At 64.8% G+C, this 17,355-nt stretch carries 14 protein-coding genes and 2 pseudogenes; 8 read left to right on the top strand and 8 right to left on the bottom strand.

The features are described from left to right. Positions 1-9 precede the first annotated feature (9 nt). Both AC0V8S_RS13885 and AC0V8S_RS13880 read right to left on the bottom strand, forming a co-directional pair. Entirely contained in the window at positions 10-2,019 is a 2,010-nt protein-coding gene (locus AC0V8S_RS13885) for a CocE/NonD family hydrolase (RefSeq protein ID WP_475438010.1), read from the bottom strand. A gap of 242 nt (positions 2,020-2,261) precedes the next feature. Continuing rightward, positions 2,262-2,594: a hypothetical protein gene (locus tag AC0V8S_RS13880; protein WP_475438009.1), complete on the bottom strand. Its 333-nt coding sequence runs from the start codon at positions 2,592-2,594 to the stop codon at positions 2,262-2,264. On the opposite strand from AC0V8S_RS13880, the gene AC0V8S_RS13875 reads away from it, so the two are divergent. Continuing rightward, entirely contained in the window at positions 2,584-3,489 is a 906-nt protein-coding gene (locus AC0V8S_RS13875; protein WP_475438008.1) for a pyridoxal phosphate-dependent aminotransferase, read from the top strand. The genes AC0V8S_RS13880 and AC0V8S_RS13875 overlap by 11 nt on opposite strands. Positions 3,490-3,530: 41 nt before the next feature. On the opposite strand, the gene AC0V8S_RS13870 is transcribed toward AC0V8S_RS13875, so the two are convergent. The 4 genes from AC0V8S_RS13870 to AC0V8S_RS13855 all read right to left on the bottom strand — a co-directional run bounded on the left by AC0V8S_RS13870 (position 3,531) and on the right by AC0V8S_RS13855 (position 8,597). Further along, positions 3,531-3,974, bottom strand: coding sequence for a hypothetical protein (locus AC0V8S_RS13870; RefSeq protein ID WP_475438007.1), 444 nt, complete (start codon positions 3,972-3,974; stop codon positions 3,531-3,533). Positions 3,975-4,197: 223 nt separating this feature from the next. Beyond that, positions 4,198-7,092, bottom strand: coding sequence for a glycine cleavage T C-terminal barrel domain-containing protein (locus tag AC0V8S_RS13865; protein WP_475438006.1), 2,895 nt, complete (start codon positions 7,090-7,092; stop codon positions 4,198-4,200). Position 7,093: 1 nt separating this feature from the next. After that, the gene (locus tag AC0V8S_RS13860) at positions 7,094-7,345 is read right to left on the bottom strand and encodes a sarcosine oxidase subunit delta (protein ID WP_475438005.1); all 252 of its coding nucleotides are present in this window, start codon (positions 7,343-7,345) and stop codon (positions 7,094-7,096) included. 10 nt (positions 7,346-7,355) lie between these two features. Further along, complete coding sequence (locus tag AC0V8S_RS13855; protein WP_475438004.1) at positions 7,356-8,597, bottom strand: FAD-dependent oxidoreductase; 1,242 nt, start codon at positions 8,595-8,597, stop codon at positions 7,356-7,358. 130 nt (positions 8,598-8,727) lie between these two features. Here AC0V8S_RS13855 and AC0V8S_RS13850 point away from each other — a divergent pair, with 130 nt between their 5' ends. Continuing rightward, a complete protein-coding gene (locus AC0V8S_RS13850; protein ID WP_475438003.1) occupies positions 8,728-9,615 on the top strand; it encodes a LysR family transcriptional regulator in 888 nt (295 codons plus the stop codon). A 13-nt stretch (positions 9,616-9,628) separates the two neighbouring features. Here AC0V8S_RS13850 and AC0V8S_RS13845 read toward each other — a convergent pair whose 3' ends face one another. Further along, positions 9,629-9,784, bottom strand: coding sequence for a YjiS-like domain-containing protein (locus AC0V8S_RS13845; RefSeq protein ID WP_202353112.1), 156 nt, complete (start codon positions 9,782-9,784; stop codon positions 9,629-9,631). Positions 9,785-9,909: 125 nt separating this feature from the next. Here AC0V8S_RS13845 and AC0V8S_RS13840 point away from each other — a divergent pair, with 125 nt between their 5' ends. Then, positions 9,910-10,887: a LysR family transcriptional regulator gene (locus tag AC0V8S_RS13840; protein ID WP_475438002.1), complete on the top strand. Its 978-nt coding sequence runs from the start codon at positions 9,910-9,912 to the stop codon at positions 10,885-10,887. A 122-nt stretch (positions 10,888-11,009) separates the two neighbouring features. Here AC0V8S_RS13840 and AC0V8S_RS13835 read toward each other — a convergent pair whose 3' ends face one another. After that, positions 11,010-11,912 (bottom strand): GNAT family N-acetyltransferase, encoded by a 903-nt coding sequence (locus AC0V8S_RS13835; protein ID WP_475438001.1) that lies wholly within the window; start codon positions 11,910-11,912, stop codon positions 11,010-11,012. A gap of 236 nt (positions 11,913-12,148) precedes the next feature. Between AC0V8S_RS13835 and argE the strand changes: the two genes are divergently transcribed. The 5 genes and pseudogenes from argE to AC0V8S_RS13810 all read left to right on the top strand — a co-directional run bounded on the left by argE (position 12,149) and on the right by AC0V8S_RS13810 (position 17,353). Further along, positions 12,149-13,273: an acetylornithine deacetylase gene (gene argE / locus AC0V8S_RS13830; RefSeq protein ID WP_475438619.1), complete on the top strand. Its 1,125-nt coding sequence runs from the start codon at positions 12,149-12,151 to the stop codon at positions 13,271-13,273. A gap of 10 nt (positions 13,274-13,283) precedes the next feature. Continuing rightward, positions 13,284-14,206: pseudogene (locus AC0V8S_RS13825) on the top strand (2-hydroxyacid dehydrogenase). Between the two features lie 125 nt (positions 14,207-14,331). Beyond that, entirely contained in the window at positions 14,332-14,685 is a 354-nt protein-coding gene (locus AC0V8S_RS13820; RefSeq protein ID WP_183462049.1) for a cupin domain-containing protein, read from the top strand. Positions 14,686-14,834: 149 nt separating this feature from the next. Next, a pseudogene (locus tag AC0V8S_RS13815) lies at positions 14,835-16,299 on the top strand (aldehyde dehydrogenase family protein). A gap of 10 nt (positions 16,300-16,309) precedes the next feature. Beyond that, positions 16,310-17,353, top strand: a complete 1,044-nt coding sequence (locus AC0V8S_RS13810) for a tartrate dehydrogenase (protein ID WP_475438000.1) — start codon at positions 16,310-16,312, stop codon at positions 17,351-17,353. Positions 17,354-17,355 lie beyond the last annotated feature (2 nt).

Here is a 17,355-nt window from a genome sequence, read left to right as displayed (position 1 = left end):
TCCCCTCCCTCAGGCGAAATCGCGCCTGATGCGCCGGCTTGCCGAGGCGCTGTGGACGAGCGTGCCCCGTTCTCGCGCCTCGAGCCGCCAACTCAAATTGAAATGGGTGTCATCCGCCGTCAGTTCGGTGACCGCCCTGGCCTCGGTGTCGGCATCGCCGCTGGCGGTCGCCCAGCGATATTCGGTGACGAGTTTCGCCGACAGCGGATCGTCACTGCTGATGCTCATCGTGTCGCTGTTGGCCGACGAGACGGTGATGCCACGATCGTCATAGCGCCGGCGTCCATGGTCGGAGGTCAGCGCGATGGTCTGCACGCCCGAGCCGACATCGTCGGTGACGATGCGGCGATCGAAACCCTCGTTCAGCGTTGTGGTCGGGACCGGCGGCGCCGTTTCGGCCGGCTCGAAACGGACGTCGCGATCCCGAGGTGACGGCGGGCGCACCGGCAGCATCACCATGCTGTCGCCGGTCGCGACCGAGAGCGTCGACAATTTCGGCTGCGGCCATAGGATCGGCCAGTGCTGGTTGGCCAGCGCCAGCCGGATGCGATGGCCCTTGGGCACAATGCGGGCGAAATCGTTGAGCTTGAGCCGCACGCGGAAAGGCGTCCCGACCGGACACGGGGTCGGATGCTCATGGCTGTCGCGATGGCTGAGATTGAGCACGCCATAGGTCATCAGCGCCGAAGTGCCGTCGGGATAGACGTCACAGAGCCGGGCGGCGAGATTGACATGCGGTTCATCGACGGTGACGAGCAGATCGAGCTCCGGCGCGCCGAGCAGGGTCAGGTCGTCGTCGAGCGGAGAAGTGTCGAAGCACAGCGCCATGCCGTCCTCACGGCGCTGATCGATGGGCATGTCGGGACAGGAGCCGCCATAGCCGCCCCAGCGGCCGCAATCGCGCCCGGCGGTCGCTGGCGAGCGGACGGACAGCGTCGCTCCCGGCGCCTGGTCGCGGCTCAGCCCGGCAGCGTTCAGATGCAGCGTACGGCGTTCGATGCGCGGCGACGGCCACTGGTCCTCGGCGGCCCAACTGCCGGCATGGTCGGGCAGATAGAAAGGTTGCGGCCGTTCCTCGCCGGTGACCCAGACGCGGTAGAGCGGCTCGTCCATGATGCCGGTGTCTTCGCCGCAGAGCCAGTGACGCCACCAGCGCAGCGCCTCCTGCAGATAGCCGATCAGCGGTCCCGGCGCGCCACGGCAGGGATAGGCGTGCGACCACGGCCCGACGATGCCGAGTTTTGGACCAGGCAGATGTTCGAGCAGGCGTGGGACGAAGTTGGAATAGCTGTCCTCCCAGCCGCAGACAGCCATGACGGCGCATTCGATCGCGGAATGGTCCTCGCAAATGGAGCCCTGCCGCCAGTAGTCGTCACGGCGCTGATGCGCGAGCCACACTTCCGACAGCGAGCTCGTCGCCGCGAGCCGGCCCATCCACATGGCGCGCCAGGTGTCGCCGACGATCTGCGGATCGGGCGCCATCGCCTTCTTCACCAGCATGAAGTTCGACCACATCTCCTGCTCAGTCAGCAGCGAGCCGCCCATATAGTGGATGTCGTCGGCGTAGCGGTCGTCGGTGGCGCAGTTGGTGATGATGGCCTTCAGGGCCGGCGGCCGGCGCGCCGCGACCTGCAACGCGTTGAAGCCGCCCCAGGAAATGCCGGTCATGCCAACATTGCCGTTGCACCAGGGTTGAGCCGCCAGATGGGCGATGATCTCGCAGGCATCTTCCTGCTCGCGCGGCAGATATTCGTCGGCGAGATCGCCGTCGGAATCGCCCGAGCCCCGGATGTCGATGCGGGCACAAGCAATGCCGTGGCCGGCAAGCCAGGGGTGGATGTCGATGTCGCGCGCAACCGTGCCGTCGCGGCGGCGATAGGGCACCATCTCGACGACGACCGGCACCTTGTCCTCGCTGCTCGGACGCCACAACGTCGCGGCAATGCGGGTGCCGTCGGCCAGCGCGATCCAAAGCGGATCGACGGTTTCGACGGCAAAGGGAAACTCGGTTCGTACCACGGCAGACCGCAAATGCTCTTGTTGAACGTTCGTACAACAAGAGCATTTGCGGCGCAATCCCGCTTCGCTTTTTTAACGTCGAATGCGAACCCTTCCTCGGCAGCCGCGTTGCGCCGGTAAGCTTTCAGGCCGGCCGGAGGCCGATGTCGTCATCGGAAGGCCATGTTCATTTTTTTCATCTTCCAAATTTTGTTGCTTCCTGTGCGCTGCTATATGGCCTGCAGCGGCCGCAGTGCCTTCAATCAGGAATTTCCAATGACGATCAGAGCAAATTCAGCGGCCTCGGCACCGATGCCGCACCCGGACAGGAGGTCCGCCAGCTGGCCGGCGGCATCGACACGATGTTGCGCGGCGACGCGATCAGCGGACGGCCGGTGGACTTTTCGCATGGTGACGTCGACGTGTTCACCCCGACGCCCGGCTCGTTCGAGGTCTTTTCGGCCGGCGTTGAAGCCGGTGGCAAGCAGGCCTACACCGAATATCGTGGCGATCTCAGCATCCGCGAGCAAACTCGCCGGGCGGCTGGCAGGTTTCACCGGAGCGCCTGTCGATGCCCGCGACGGAATGATCATCACGCCGGGCACCCAGGGCGCGCTGTTCCTGGCCGTCGCCTCGACCGTGTGGCGGGGCGACAAGGTGGCGATCGTCCAGCCCGATTATTTTGCCAACCGCAAGCTGGTGGAATTCTGCGAAGGCGAAATGCTGCCCGTGCGCATGGACTATGCGACGGCCCAAGGCCGTTCGGGCCTCGACCTCAGCCAGCTGGAGGACGCGTTCAAATCGGGCGCGAAAATGTTCCTGTTCTCAAACCCCAACAACCCGGCAGGCGTCGTCTACTCCCGCGAAGAGATCGAGACGATTGCCGCTCTGGGAAGCCGGTACAACGCCACCGTTATCGTCGACCAGCTTTACGCGCGCCTCCTGTATCCCGGTGTGGACTACACCCATTTGCGCGCGCAGAAGCTGGATGCGGAGAACGTCGTCACCATCATGGGACCGTCGAAGACGGAATCGCTCAGCGGCTATCGGCTTGGGGTGGCCTTCGGATCGAGAGAAATCATTGCCCGGATGGAGAAGCTGCAGGCAATCGTCTCCCTGCGCGCCGGCGGTTGTAGCCAGGCCGTTTTGCGCACATGGTTCGACGAACCGGCCGGCTGGATGGAGCAGCGCATTCGCCAGCATCAGGCGATCCGCGACGATCTGTTGAAGATCTTCCGAGCGACGTCAGGCATTCAGGTCCGCACGACCGAAGCGGGCAGCTACATTTTTCCGGCTCTGCCTCCCCTGTCCGTCACAGGGGGTGATTTTGTCCGCATCCTGCGCCTGCAGGCAGGAATCATCGTGACGCCGGGAACGGAGTTCAGCCCGTTTTCCGAAAACAGCGTGCGCCTGAACTTTTCGCAGGACCACGACGCCGCCGTTGCCGCCTGCGAGCGTCTGGTGGCCCTCGTAGAAAGGTACCGCGCATAAGGCGCGGAATGACAAACGCGACGGAACCAGGCGAGGCCGAACTATTCAGCGGCGTGAAGAGCCGCGAATTGAAAGCCGGCATTCGTTCCCGCCGCGGTCTCGGTCAGGACATCCAGTGCAAACGCCGCCGAGGCGATGTCGATGAAGATGTCGTAGGACACCGCAGCGAAACGGACCACCACCGCATCGAGATGCAAGGCGCGGGTCTGGGCGAGATCGCCGGCCTTAAGGCTTTCCGGCCTCAGATCGGCCATCGAGATCCGCCGCATCAGCGCCGGCGCTGCCGGACCCGATATCACGAACCACGCCCAACCCTCGTCGCGATAGGCGTCGTAGCCCTTGGAGGGAAGCGCGCTGTCGCGCCACGCCTTGCGCAGCGCGCGCAACCGCGCCCCGCTGCCGCCGGGAGGTGCCGCCAGCAGCACCTCCTGCTGGCCAAGTCGCAGCACTGATGTGCCGCAAGGCAAGGTAAGGGCCGTGTTCACTGCCTCCGGTGCGGACAGGCCTGCCTCAGCGAGCCAACCCAACGTACCGGGGCCACGCAGCCCGAAGCGCTCGGTCTGCGTGCAATCGAAAACGACGTTCTCATTGGCTCCGGGGAGCCCATCTCTTCGCGCAAGGCGTTGCACCAAGGCGTGATGGCGCAGGCTTGGATCAACACCCACGGGATGACTGCCCGATGTCCCGCTATGGCTGATAGAAGCCATCCTACATCTCCTGCCGTTGGTTTTCGGGATCATAGAAAGGCGTGGGCACCACTTTGGCCTGAACTTCCTTACCGCACAGGCCCCGTATGCGCAGGCTGGATCCCGGCGTCGCGTCGCGCGGGTCGGCATAGGCCAGCCCGATCCATTTGCCGAGCGTCGGCGAAAAGCAGGTCGAGGTGACGAAGCCCACCGGGCGACCGTCCCGCAACACGAGGCAGGATTCCGCCAGCCGGATGCCGTGGCCCTCCGGCAGTTCGAAGCCGCACAGCTTGCGCTTCAGGCCCAGTTTGCCGCGCGCCTCGATGGCGGTCTTGCCGACATAGCGCGTCTTGGCCTTCGACAGCGCCCATCCCATGCCCAATTCATCGGGAGTCGAGAGCGCGTCGGTATCCTGGCCGATGATGATGTGGCCCTTTTCCAGACGCAGGATGCGCGAGGCTTCCAGCCCATAGGGTTGCAGACCATAAGGCGCCCCCACCTCCAGCAGCTTGCGCCAGAGCGCCGCGCCGAAGGATTGCGGCACGTGCAGCTCATAGCTCAACTCGCCGGTAAAGCCGATGCGCATGATGCGGGCCGGGCATCCGCCGATCACGCCGCTGCGGCCATTGAGATAGGGAAAGCCGTCCGGCGAGAGATCGATGTCGCTGCCCAGCGCCTCGAGCACCTTGCGCGCCGAAGGGCCGGTGACATTGATGGCGGCGAAGGCGGCGGTGACGTTCTGGATATCGACCCGCATGCCCCATTGTGTGTTCGCGAACAGCATATCGGTGAAGACGCGGGCGACGGCGCCGGTGGTGGCGGTCACGTAGAATTCGGTCTCGGACAGCCGGTAAGCCACCCCGTCATCGATGACCGATCCCATATCGTTCAGCATCAGGCAGTAGCGCACGCGCCCCACCGGCTGCCTGGCATGCGCCATCGTATAGATGCGGTCGAGGAAGGCGCCGGCATCCGGCCCTCGTATCGACAGCTTGCCCAGGGTCGAGACGTCAAGCATGCCGACCTTGTTGCGCACCAGCGTGACCTCGTCGGAGATCGTCTTTCGGACATCGCGATCCCCGCCGTAATGCAGCGGTCGCCACCACGCACCGACCGGTGTCAGCTTCGCGCCGGCGGCGACATGTTCGGCGTGGATCGCGGTATGCCGGTAGGGCACATGGTTCGGGCCGGCCAGCAGTCCCAATTTTTCCGGACCGAATGGCGGCCGCGAAGTCGTGATACCAACCTCGCCCACCGTGCGGCCCGTTTCCGCCGCGACGATCCTGGCCGTTGCCAGGGCGGAATGCCGTCCCTGCGACGGCCCCATGCCGACGGTGGAATAGCGCTTCACCAGCTCAAGCTCGCTATAGCCGTCGCTGACGGCGTTCTTGATGTCCTTGACCTGCAGATCCTCGTCGAAGTCCACGAAATCCCGCCCCTTGGCGTGGTCGGCCAGCGGCTGAAAATGGTTCATCCCTGCCGCGCTGGCATCCGGGAGGATAGCCGGCAGGCCGGCATCATATCCCGCCCCTCGTGCCGCGGCCGCGCCCGCGATCTCGCCGCTGCGCATCACCGCGTTCAGCTCGAAATAGCCTGCCGCCGAGCCGGCGACATGAAACGCTTCCGGCAGACTGCTCAGCACGAATTGCCGGCTGGTCTCGTCAAATCCGAGCTTCGCGCCGGCATGCAACGGCAGCTGGTAAGACGGCGTGTAGCCCGCCGCGATCACGAGATGATCGCACTCCAGTTGCTCCGTGCCACGCTCGGGCGTTCTGAAGCGGATGGCTGTGATATGGCGATTGCCCGCGCTCCCCAACGCTTCCGTGACGGTGACATTCGGGATGATCCGAACACCGCGCTCGACGAGGTTTTTCGCGAGGGTTTTGTCGGATGCATCGGCAGCGGGGTCGAGGATGGCGACCAGAGGCACGCCTGCATCGAGAAGGTCGAGAGCGGCGAGATATCCATCCCGGTTGCCGGCAAAGACCACGGCGCGCCGGCCAGGGCGAACCGCATAGTGGCGCATCAGCCGCTGCGCCGCCGACGACAGGAGGATGCCCGGCAGGTCGTTGTTGCGGAACACCAAGGGCTGTTCATGCGACCCCGCGGCCACCACGACCTGTTTGGCGCGAACACGGTAGAGCATCTCGCCCTGCAGCACCGGAAGCCAGTTGTCGGCAAACCAGCCATTGCAGGTCGCGCCGGTCAGCACCCGCAGATTGCCGAGCCTTTCAGCAGCGTCGCGCAACGCCTGCAAGGTCGCCTCCGCCTCCGCCGTCTCGAGCCCGAAGCGTGCATAGGTCAATGCGCCGCCAAGTTCCGGGTTCAGATCGACCAGCAGCACCTGCGCACCCGCTTCGGCGGCCTTGATGGCGGCCGAAAGCCCCGCCGGACCCGCGCCGACGACCAGCACGTCGGTGTGCAGGTTTTCCCTGAAATAATGACCATGACCGGCGGTGAGATCGACTTTGCCGAGACCGGCCGATCTGCGGATCATCGGCTCCCAGAATTTGAGCCAGCTCTTCGCGCCGGGGCCAAAGAAGCTGCGGTAATAGAACCCGACCGGCATGAAACGGCCCAGCCTGTCGAGCACCGCGCCGCGGTCGCGTTCGGCGGTACCGTTGACGTTCTGGGCCGTGACCTTCAGCCCCTCGGCGATCGGGCGCAGATCAGCCCGCACATTCGGCTCATCAGGCAGTTGCACCAGCGTGTTGGCGTCCTGCCCGGCCATGGTGAGGATGCCGCGCGGACGGTGGTATTTGAAGGAGCGCGACAGGATCCAGCGATCGCTACCGGCCATGGCGGAGGCGATGCAGTCGCCAGCGAAACCTTCGAGCGGTCGGCCGTCGAAATCAAAGCGGATTTTCCGGGTGCGGTCGAGACGCGACCCCCAGGGAAATGGCAGCCGTTCGGTCATGTCAGGCGGGCTTTCGATCGGGAAGATAGGTGGCGACGATCTGGTCGCTGACGGTATGGCGCTCGGCGATCAGCACCGTGTTGGACGGTGTGTGCCGCCACCACTCCCGCATCACGCCGAGCGGGTTCTCGGCGTAGAACAGGGCTTCGATCAGCTGCTCGGGCTGCTCGGCGCTGGCCGCGCGGACCGGTCCGAGATACTGAAATTCGGTGATGTTGCGTGGCCCGTTCACCGGGCAGGTCAAAAGCTTCATCGGGGCCTCGTCAGTGGCTGGCGGCCGTGGCGCCCATCTCGTTCAGCAGCGCGAAGCTGTCGAACCGGCTGAGGTCGAATGGTTTCAGGACATCGGGCACGCGCCCGGTGGCGATGGTCTCGGCCATGCGCTTGCCGGCCACCGGCGTCGCCTTGAAGCCCCAGGTCCCCCAGCCGCAGTCCAGCCAGTAGTTCCGCAGCGGCGACGCCCCCATGATCGGGCTGTAATCCGGCGTCATGTCGGTAATCCCGGCCCATTGCCGCAACAGCTTGACCTTGTGCAGGAACGGGAAGAGATGCAGGGCGCCTTCGGCAAGATGCTCCTTCTGGTCGAGCGTCGAGCGCGTCGAGGCCAGCTGGTAGGGATCGGAGCCGCCGCCGATGACGATTTCGCCACGCGAGGACTGCACCAGATAGGTGTGCAGATTGGCGGATGAGACGAGTATGTCCAGGAATGGCTTTAGCGGCTGCGTCACCATCGCCTGCAGCGGAAAGCAGCGTATCGGCAACCGGATGCCCGCCATGGCGGCGACCTGGCCATTGAGCCCGCCGACGGCCTGCAGCACTTGGCCCACGGCAATTGTGCCGCGGTTCGTCCTGACATGGGTGACCCGGTCACCGGCCTGCTCGAAGCCGGTCACCTCGGTGCGCTGGTGGATCTCCACGCCGCGCGCGCCGGCATGCCTGGCATAGCCCCAGGCCACGGCATCATGGCGGGCCGTGCCGCCATCGGCATGCCAGAGCCCGCCCATCACCTCGTGCTGGCCGCCGAGATCGAGGTTGAGATGCGGGCAAAGTTCCTTCACCGTCCGGACATCGACCACTTCGATCCTTGTGCCCATATGCTTGCCCATCTCGGCACGCAGGTGGAAACTGCGTAGCGTCGCCTCGGAATGCGCGAGCGTCAGCTGGCCGCGCTGCGAAAACATGACGTTGAAGCCGAGATCCCGCGACATCGTCTCGAACAGTTCGACCCCTTCCTTGTAGAAGCGGATCGATTCCTCGGTCATGTAGTTGGAGCGGATCGTGGTGGTGTTGCGCGCCGTATTGCCGCCGGCGAGATAGCCCTTTTCCAGCACGGCGACGTTGCGGATGCCATACACATTGGACAAATAGTAAGCCGCGGCGAGACCGTGACCGCCGCCGCCGATGATCACCACGTCATAGGATCGTTTCAGGTCGGGCGTCGCAGGGATGTCGCGAAAGGGAACATGCTTGGCGCGCAGGCCGTATTTCAGCAGAGAGAAAGGCATGGTTTCCTGCGGTTCAGCGGCTGGGAATGGACCTCAGAAAACCCCGACGGGCGGACTTGGCGCAAGAAATCGTTCTTTACCCAGTGACCTCGTTTCCGTAATGCATGAGAAATCTGAATGAGGTCTCTCCATGCGAAACCTGCCGCATCTCATTTATCTGGAAGCCTTTGAGGCAGCGGCCCGGCATCTGAGCTTCACCCGGGCCGCCGAGGAGTTGAATTGCACCCAGGCGGCGATCAGCCAACGGGTTCGGGCGCTGGAGCAATTCTTCGCCAGGCCGCTTTTCCACAGGCGCAGCAACGGCCTGGAACTCACCGAAGTCGGCACGGCCTATCTGCCGGGAATAGCCGACGCTCTGGATCGCGCCGAGGCGGCGACCGAAGGGATGCTGGGCGCACAGGCGCAGACCAGTGTGACGGTTTCAGCCCCGCTCAGCTTCGTCACACTGTGGCTCGCACAGCACCTGGCCAGTTTCTCCGCCGCCCATCCGCGCATCGAGGTGCGGCTGAACAGCACGATCTGGACCGACCCCAATGTTGAGCTGGCGGATCTGAGCATTCTGGCGCTCGATCCGCTGCAGCCGGTATCGGGTGCCGTGCAACTGGGACAAGAGCGGCTGATGCTTCTCTGCGACCCCGAGACCGGCCGCCAGGCCGCAGCGAAGCCCAGCGCGAACTGGCTCAACGCCGCCCGGCTCATCTACGTGCAGGGCAGGATGCAGCTGCTGGACCTTTGGGCGAAGAAGGAGAACTTCGTGATCGCGCCGCAAAAGGCGCCGATCAAGGCCGACAATGCGGCCGCGGCATTGGAGATCGCGGCATGCGCCGGCGGCATCACCGCCGTCATGTCGACCTATGCGGCAAGCTACCAGGCTTCGGGGCGACTGGTGGCGCCCTTCGGTCCCGGGGAAATCCTGCCCGTTGCCTTGCATGCGGTTCCCAATCAACAGCGCCGGCTTTCGCGGTCCGCGGCGCTGTTCCTGCAATGGCTGTCAGGCGAGATTCCATTCCACCGCTAGATCGAGCATTGCTTCAGCGGCGCCGGCTGGCGTAGCGGGCATGCTGGCGGATCTCCGAACGAGAAATGCCGGCATCCGCCAGTGTGCTGTCCGGAACCCGCCGCAAGCTTGCAAGCGTCTGGCGATAGACAAGCCAGCGGGTGAAACGGTCTCGAAGTTCGTACAACATGATCGTCTCCTTGGCGCACGGAATGACCGCGCACTTGGCTAATCGAAAACGCAAAGCATCTGTGCAAAGCGCATGCATGATCGAAAGGATTGCGCTGGCTTCCCGGCGAAACGGAGCGCTTGCCAGTGTCTCGCCAGGCAGGATTGTCCAATGCCGCCAACGCCTGCATACTTGCGCATCATGCCTGCTTCGCGCTACAGCCAAGGTCGCAAGGCATTTTTCATTTCTGCAAAATGGATATTGGCTGGGACGATCTGAGGCTGTTTCTCGACGTTGCGCGGCTGGGTGGCCTGAGCGCGGCGACGGCAACCACGCGCCTCAGTGCGGCTACGCTCGGGCGACGCGTCACCGCGCTCGAGAAGCAGATCGGCGAACCGCTCTTCGTGCGTCAGCAGACCGGCTACCGGCTGACGCCGGTCGGTGAAGAACTGCTGCGGCGCGCCGAGGACGTCGAGGCGGCGATGCAGTCGCTGACCCGCTGGCGCGAAGGCACCCTGCCCGACCGCATTGTCCGCGTCTCGGCCGGGCCGTGGACCTCGGCTTTCATATCAGCCCATATCGGTGAGGTCTGGACGGTCGATGACGGCATAAGGGTGGAGTTCGTCACCACCACCGACCGGGTCGACATCGGTCGCCGTGCCGCCGATATCGGCATCCGCAGCGAGCGCCCGACCGAGCAGTGGCTGGCCGGCCGTCAGAGCGGCAAGGTCGCCCACGCGCTTTATTCCGGACGCCACCTGGTCAACGGCATCGCCGCCGGCCTGTTCGTCGGCGTCACCGGCGAAGGGGCAAACATCGCCTCGGCGCGCTGGCTGCAAGCCCATCACGGCGACCGCATCGCCGTGCGCGGCAACAACACCCATTCGGTGCGCGAACTGGTGGCCGCCGGCGCCGGCCTTTCGGTCTTTCCATGCTTCGTCGGCGACAGCGATCCGCGGCTGGTCCGCGTCGCCCAGCCCATCCCCGAACTCGAAACCGACCAATGGATCGTCACCCATCACGAGGAACGTCATGCCCCGCCGGTCCGAAAAGTCGCCGGCCGGATTGCCGCCCTGATGCAAGCGCACCAGCCGCTGTTTCGTGGCCAGACGCCGATCCGGTAGGCTCACGCAATGAGTCGGCCCGCGGCAGTCCGCAGCAGCGCTCCGTATTTCTTGCTTCTCCGCGTCGCCGTGAGTGGGGTGGCGGCAACCTTGCAACGGGCAGGCCCGCCAGCGGGGCTGAACTACCCGAGCGTTTGACTGGCCAGCGCATAGGTCACCGGCGCAGTTGCACCGCCGACGGCAAAATCGGTGAGGCGTTTGCCCAGCGACATGGTGAGCACCGTGTCGAAAACCGGCATTCCGCTGTGCGACAGAAAGGCGGCGAACTCGCCACTGTCCATATGGGTGTCGATCCGCAGGAAAGACCCCGAATGGTCGGCCACGTGCGGCCGGACGATCGCCACAGCGTCAGCGTCGCTTTGCGCCACGACCGGCCCCACGACATGGCCCCGCCCGAACGGCCGGCAGAGCGCGAAAGCGGTCAGCGTATCGTCCTTGAAAAGCCCATAGCCGGCCGAGTGCGCGAAAAGCCTTTCGATGAGCGCCGCCCGCCTCACGCCAAATCCTGCCGCGTCGAGCGCGATTATCGCCGGAATATCACTTGCGTCCAAAATCCGGACATCGCCTCGAATATTTGCCGGCCTACCCGTCGTCTGCAAGCTGGCGATGCCCTGGCATTGATAGACGGTCTTCTCCGGCTGGAAGTCGAGGGAGAGATAGAGCCGCCTTGCCGCGCGTGTTGCATTGAGGCGCAGATCGCGCCCGGCGACCTTCTCGAAGACCCGCTTCATCAGCCATTGCCCCGCCCCCAGCGTCTGCAGTCGCGGCGAGGTGATGACCATGCCCACGGTGGCGAAATCGGCACCATGCGCGAACCACATGGCCGAACCGAGAACCCGGCCGATCTCGTCGAGCGCCACGAAACCCTCTCCCGATTCACGCAGGAATTGCCAGTCCTCGGCGCGATGCGGCCATCCCACGGCGAGCGAGTGCGCGTGCAAGCGGTCCAGTTCGACGCCTTCGATGTCGCCGATCCGCATCGAGAAAGTGTCGATTTTCAAGCTTCCGGACGGCTTCAAGTCCATGCCCCTAAAAGATTGTCGCACCGAGCGCGGCACACTGATGGCCACCCTCTGCCCCCAACGCTAACCGAGCGGACCAGTACGATTAGCTCGAAAGCCGCGCGGCAACGCAAGATTCAACTGAAACATTTCAGCTTTCGGCACGCAATCGCGAAAGAATGCACACACTCTCTCTGGAAATCTAGCAGCATATGGTCGACGGCACCGATCCCGGCGAACCCGAACGCTTTGAGGCTGGAATGGACGTCTTCGACATCCTCGATCGTCTCGTCGGCTTTCCATCGGTCGCCGGCAAACCGAACGGCGACATCGCCGGCTGGATCGAATCCTATCTGGCAAAGCACGGAGCGCAGGTCACCCTGCTTCCAGGGCCGGAAGGCGACCGCACCAATCTTTTCGCAACGATCGGCCCCGCCAACGTCCCGGGCTATATCCTGTCCGGCCATATGGACGTCGTTCCCGCCAGCGAGCCGCAATGGAGTTCGAGCCCTTTCGCGCTGCGCAAGGAGGGCGAACGGCTTTATGGACGCGGCACCACGGACATGAAGGGGTTTCTGGCCGCGGTGCTCGCTTCCGTGCCTGCGGTGCAGGGACTGCGCCTTGCCAGGCCAATCCACCTCGCCTTCTCCTATGACGAGGAGGTAGGATGCCGAGGCGTGCCGCATCTGATCGCCCGCCTTCCCGAACTTTGCGCGACGCCGCTCGGCGTCATCGTCGGCGAGCCGAGCGGCATGCGCGCCGTGCGCGGCCATAAGGGCAAGGCGGCCGCCCGCGTGGTCATCAACGGGCGCTCCGGCCATTCCTCCCGCCCCGATCTCGGGCTCAACGCCATCCATGCCATGGCCACTGCGCTGAGCGCGGCCGTGAGCGAAGCCGAGCGGCTGACACACGGTCCGTTCGACGCCGCCTTCGAGCCGCCCTACTCTTCGTTGCAGGCGGGCGTCGTGGCGGGCGGACATCAGGTCAACATCATCCCCGGCACCTGCAGTCTGGACCTGGAGGCACGCGCCATACCCGGCATAGACCCGCCAAGCCTGCTCGCGCCCGTCAAGGCACGGGCCGAGGCTCTTGCGGCCGACGGCTTTCGTGTCGAGTGGACACCGATGAGCGCCTATCCGGCACTGTCGCTGCCGCAGGGTGCGGCACTTGCGACATTGCTGGCCGAACTGACCGGCGAAGCGCCACTCGCCGCCGTCAGCTACGGCACGGAGGCCGGACTTTACCAGGCCGCCGGGCTCGATGCGATCATTTGCGGCCCCGGCGACATCGACCGCGCCCACAAGCCCAACGAATACATCCTTGCCAGCGAGCTCACCGCCTGTCAGCGATTGATCGAGGCCCTGGGCGCCCGCTGCGCGGCATGAAAGGAACGGAATGACATTCCTGTTCAATTCCGACGCGCGCCGCGGGGCGACCTTCGCCGATGCCTTCGCGAGAGAACTGCCGGACGTCCCCTTCACGATGGATGCCGCGACGGTCGCTCCCGATGCCGTGCGTTATCTGATCAGCTGGACCGTGCCAGATAACCTTGCCCGCTACGGCAACCTGGAAATCCTGTTTTCCATCGGCGCCGGCGTCGACCAGTTTCGCCTCGATGCGGTGCCTGCGAATGTGAAGATCGTGCGCATGATCGAGGAAGGCATCGTGCGCATGATGCAGGAATATGTGACGCTTGCCGTGCTCGCGCTCCACCGCAACCTGCCGGGATATCTGGCACAGCAGCGCGCCGGCGAATGGGCTGACATCGCGCAGCTGCAGGCCGGATCGCGCCGGATCGGCGTGCTCGGCCTCGGGCAGCTCGGCCAAGCCGTCCTCGATCGCCTGAAGCCCTTCGGCTTCCCGCTTGCCGGATGGAGCCGCTCGCCGCGGCGGATCGAGGGCGTGACCTGTCATCATGGCGAGCTCGGGCTCGACGAGATGCTCGCCGTCAGCGACATTTTGATCTGCCTGCTGCCGCTGACCGAGGAGACGCGCGGCTTCCTCGACGCCGAGCTGTTTGCGAAATTGCCCAAGGGCGCGGCGCTCGTCCATACGGGCCGGGGGCCGCAGCTCGACCAGGAAGCGCTTGTCGCTGCGCTCGACAGCGGCCATCTTTCCGCGGCGATGATCGACGTCACCGACCCGAACCGCTGCCGGCGGGCCATCCGTTCTGGTCGCATCAAAAGGTCATTCTGACACCGCATATCGCCAGCGTCACCCAGCCCGCCAGCGCCGCGCAGGCCGTCGTCGAAAACATCAGGCGTTACCGCGCCGGCCTTGATCCCATCGGGCTCGTCGACCGGTCGCGCGGCTATTAGAGCAATTCCAGGAAAAGTGCGTGCGGTTTTCCGTCCGAAATTGCTTCAAAAACAAAGAGTTAGAGCAGTTCACCGTTTCTGTGAAACGGTGAACTGCTCTAAAGTCCAACATGAAAGGCCATCCCTTGTCCCTGCTCAAGACCGTCGATACCAGCCCTACCTTTCCGCCGCGCGAGTCCGGGGCGCTGCCCGAACGGCTGATTGCCGGCAACCCCGCTTTCAAGACCTGGGCGCAGGACGCCGCCAAGGACGATCTCGTCCATACCGGCGTCTGGGAAGCGACGCCGGGCGAGACGCGATCGATCAAGGGGGAGACCTTCGAGTTCTGCCACATCCTCTCCGGTGTGATCGAAATCACGCCCGACGGCGGCAAGCCGGTGACCTACCGCGCCGGCGACAGCTTCGTGATGAAACCTGGCTTCACCGGGGTTTGGAAGACCATCGAAACGGTGCGCAAGATTTACGTGACCGTAGGGTAACGGGAGCGCGCGAGGCGCCCGCCTCCGCAACAGATTTTGCCGTCTGTTATCGCCGGCACGCAACAATCATCCGCGACCGATCGTCGAACGGTGCATGCTGCGCTGCTGCCCGCGCTAGGCTCTTCGAGAACAGCTGAAAGCGGGCGCCCATGGGCTTGAGCTTCGATCCGGATACCGTCTCCCTTCCAGTCGGCCATTTCATTGGCGGGAAGCTGATCGCGGCCGAGGGTGAGATCGAGATGCACCGACCGTCGGATGGCAAAGCATACACCGCCTGTCCGATCGCAGGCCCCGACGTGATCGATCGTGCGGTGGACAGCGCCAAGGCGGCGCTGAAGTCCAGCAACTGGGGCAACGTTCGGCCACGCGAACGGACGAAGGCACTCCAGGCCTGGGCCGACCTGATCGAAGAGGCAGCCGGAACGCTGGCCAGGATCGAGGCGCTGTGCTCGACCCGGCCAGTCGGCCAGCTCATCGCCGGCGACATCGCTATCACCGCCGAGCAGATCCGCTTCTTCGCCGAGTTCGCCGACAAGGAAGGCAGCGAGCTCGTGCCGACCGACGACGCCACTCTCGGCATGATCATGAGCGAGCCCTATGGCGTGGTCGGCGCGATCACGCCCTGGAATTTTCCGATCTCGATGGCTGGCTGGAAGCTCGGTCCGGCGCTGGCCGCGGGCAACGCGGTCGTGCTGAAGCCGTCGGAAATGACGCCCTTTTCGGCGGTCTACATGGCACAACTCGCCGTCAAAGCAGGCTTGCCAGCAGGGCTCATAAACGTGGTGCTGGGCGACGGTCCGACGACCGGGACGGCGCTGACCGGCCATGCCGAGATCGCCAAGGTCAGCTTTACCGGCTCGACCCGCGCCGGCTCGGCGATCATGGAGAATGTCGCCCGCACCGGCGTCAAGCCGATGACACTGGAACTCGGCGGCAAGAGCCCGCAGATCGTCTTTGCCGATGCCGATCTGGACAAGGCGGCGACCGCGATTGCCGGCAGTGTCACCTTCAATGCCGGCCAGGCCTGCGTTGCCGGCACGCGCCTGATCGTCGCGAAGAGCGTGGCCGACAGGCTGACGGCCGCGATCCTGGAGAAGATGAAGGCGGCCCGGCCCGGCCCGACCTGGGACGACGCGACCCAGATATTCGCCCATAATCTCGGAGCGGCAGCGGGCGCGCGTCGACGGCATCGTGCGCGCCGCGATCGAGGCCGGCGGCGAATGTCTGACCGGTGGCGGCGTCATGGACAGCCCAGGCTATTTCTACCAGCCGACATTGATCGCAGATGTCGACCAGGCCAATCCGGCAATCGTCGAGGAAATCTTCGGCCCGGTCCTGACCGTCCAGACCTTCGAGACCGAGGAAGAGGCGCTGGCGCTGTCCAGCCACCCGACCTACGGACTGGCTTCCGGCCTGTTCACCTCCGACCTGTCCCGCACCATCCGCTTCGCGCGCAAGCTTGAAGCAGGCACCGTCTGGGTCAACCGCTACAGCCGCTCGCGCGACCATATCCTGCCGACCGGCGGCTACAAGCGCTCCGGCATCGGCAAGGACCTTGGCCGTGAGGCCTATCTCGCCAACCGCAGGACCAAGAGCGTCCTGATCAGCCTCTAGAGAGATGCCGATGAAGTCCTATTCGATCGCTCTGATCCCCGGTGACGGCATTGGCCGCGATGTGACCGCCGCCGCCTGGTCCGTGCTGGAGATCGCGGCTAAACACGCGGGCTTTGCCTTGACCGGAACCGAGTTCCCCTGGTCCTGCAAATTCTACAAGGAAACCGGCCGCATGATGCCGGAGGACGGCATCGAGACCTTGCGCGGCTTCGACGCCATCCTGCTCGGCGCCGTCGGCTGGCCGGCGGAGGTGCCGGATTCCGTTTCGCTGCATGGCCTTTTGCTGCCGATCCGCAAGGCCTTCGTGCAATATGCCAACATCCGGCCGCATCGCCTGCTGCCGGGCGTCACGGGACCGCTGCGGGCGGAAGGTTTCGACATATTGTGCATCCGCGAGAACACCGAAGGCGAATATTCGGGCGCCGGCGGGCGCGTGCATCAAGGCACGCTGGACGAGGTCGCCGTGGAGACCTCGATCTTCACCCGCGCCGGCGTCGAGCGCATCCTGCGCTTCGGCTTCGAACAGGCGCGGACAAGGCGCGGCAAGCTCGCCTCCGTCACCAAGTCCAACGCGCAGAAATACTCGATGGTGTTCTGGGACGAGATCACGCGAAAGCTGGCTGCGGAGTACTCTGACGTCGCCGTGACCAGCTATCATGTCGATGCGCTCGCCGCCCGCATGATCATGGCGCCGGAGAGCCTCGACGTGGTCGTCGCCTCCAATCTGTTCGGCGATATCCTCACCGACATCGGCGCGGCAATCCAGGGCGGGCTCGGCTACGCCGCCTCCGCCAACATCAATCCCGATCGCTCGGCGCCGTCCATGTTCGAACCGGTGCACGGCTCGGCGCCCGACATCGCCCATCTCGGCATCGCCAATCCGATCGCCACCATCTGGTCCGGCGCCATGATGCTCGATTATCTCGGCGAAAGGGCCGCGGCCGACCGCGTCATGAAGGCGGTCGAGGCTGCAACCGCCAGAGGCATAGGCACCATTCCCGGCAAGGACCGCACGGAAGCCATCACCGCCGCGGTCGTTGCCGCACTCACCTGATT

The sequence above is a fragment of the Mesorhizobium oxytropidicola genome, from assembly GCF_056174625.1.
This window is presented reverse-complemented; position numbering and strand designations above follow the sequence as displayed.

Excerpts from the sequence above, each read along its gene's own strand:
- AC0V8S_RS13875 (WP_475438008.1), top strand. The coding sequence starts at position 2,584 with ATGATCATCACGCCGGGCACCCAGGGCGCGCTGTTCCTGGCCGTCGCC.
- AC0V8S_RS13865 (WP_475438006.1), bottom strand. The coding sequence starts at position 7,092 with ATGACCGAACGGCTGCCATTTCCCTGGGGGTCGCGTCTCGACCGCACC.
- AC0V8S_RS13860 (WP_475438005.1), bottom strand. The coding sequence starts at position 7,345 with ATGAAGCTTTTGACCTGCCCGGTGAACGGGCCACGCAACATCACCGAA.
- AC0V8S_RS13855 (WP_475438004.1), bottom strand. The coding sequence starts at position 8,597 with ATGCCTTTCTCTCTGCTGAAATACGGCCTGCGCGCCAAGCATGTTCCC.
- AC0V8S_RS13850 (WP_475438003.1), top strand. The coding sequence starts at position 8,728 with ATGCGAAACCTGCCGCATCTCATTTATCTGGAAGCCTTTGAGGCAGCG.
- AC0V8S_RS13845 (WP_202353112.1), bottom strand. The coding sequence starts at position 9,784 with ATGTTGTACGAACTTCGAGACCGTTTCACCCGCTGGCTTGTCTATCGC.
- AC0V8S_RS13835 (WP_475438001.1), bottom strand. The coding sequence starts at position 11,912 with ATGGACTTGAAGCCGTCCGGAAGCTTGAAAATCGACACTTTCTCGATG.
- argE (WP_475438619.1), top strand. The coding sequence starts at position 12,149 with ATGGACGTCTTCGACATCCTCGATCGTCTCGTCGGCTTTCCATCGGTC.
- AC0V8S_RS13810 (WP_475438000.1), top strand. The coding sequence starts at position 16,310 with ATGAAGTCCTATTCGATCGCTCTGATCCCCGGTGACGGCATTGGCCGC.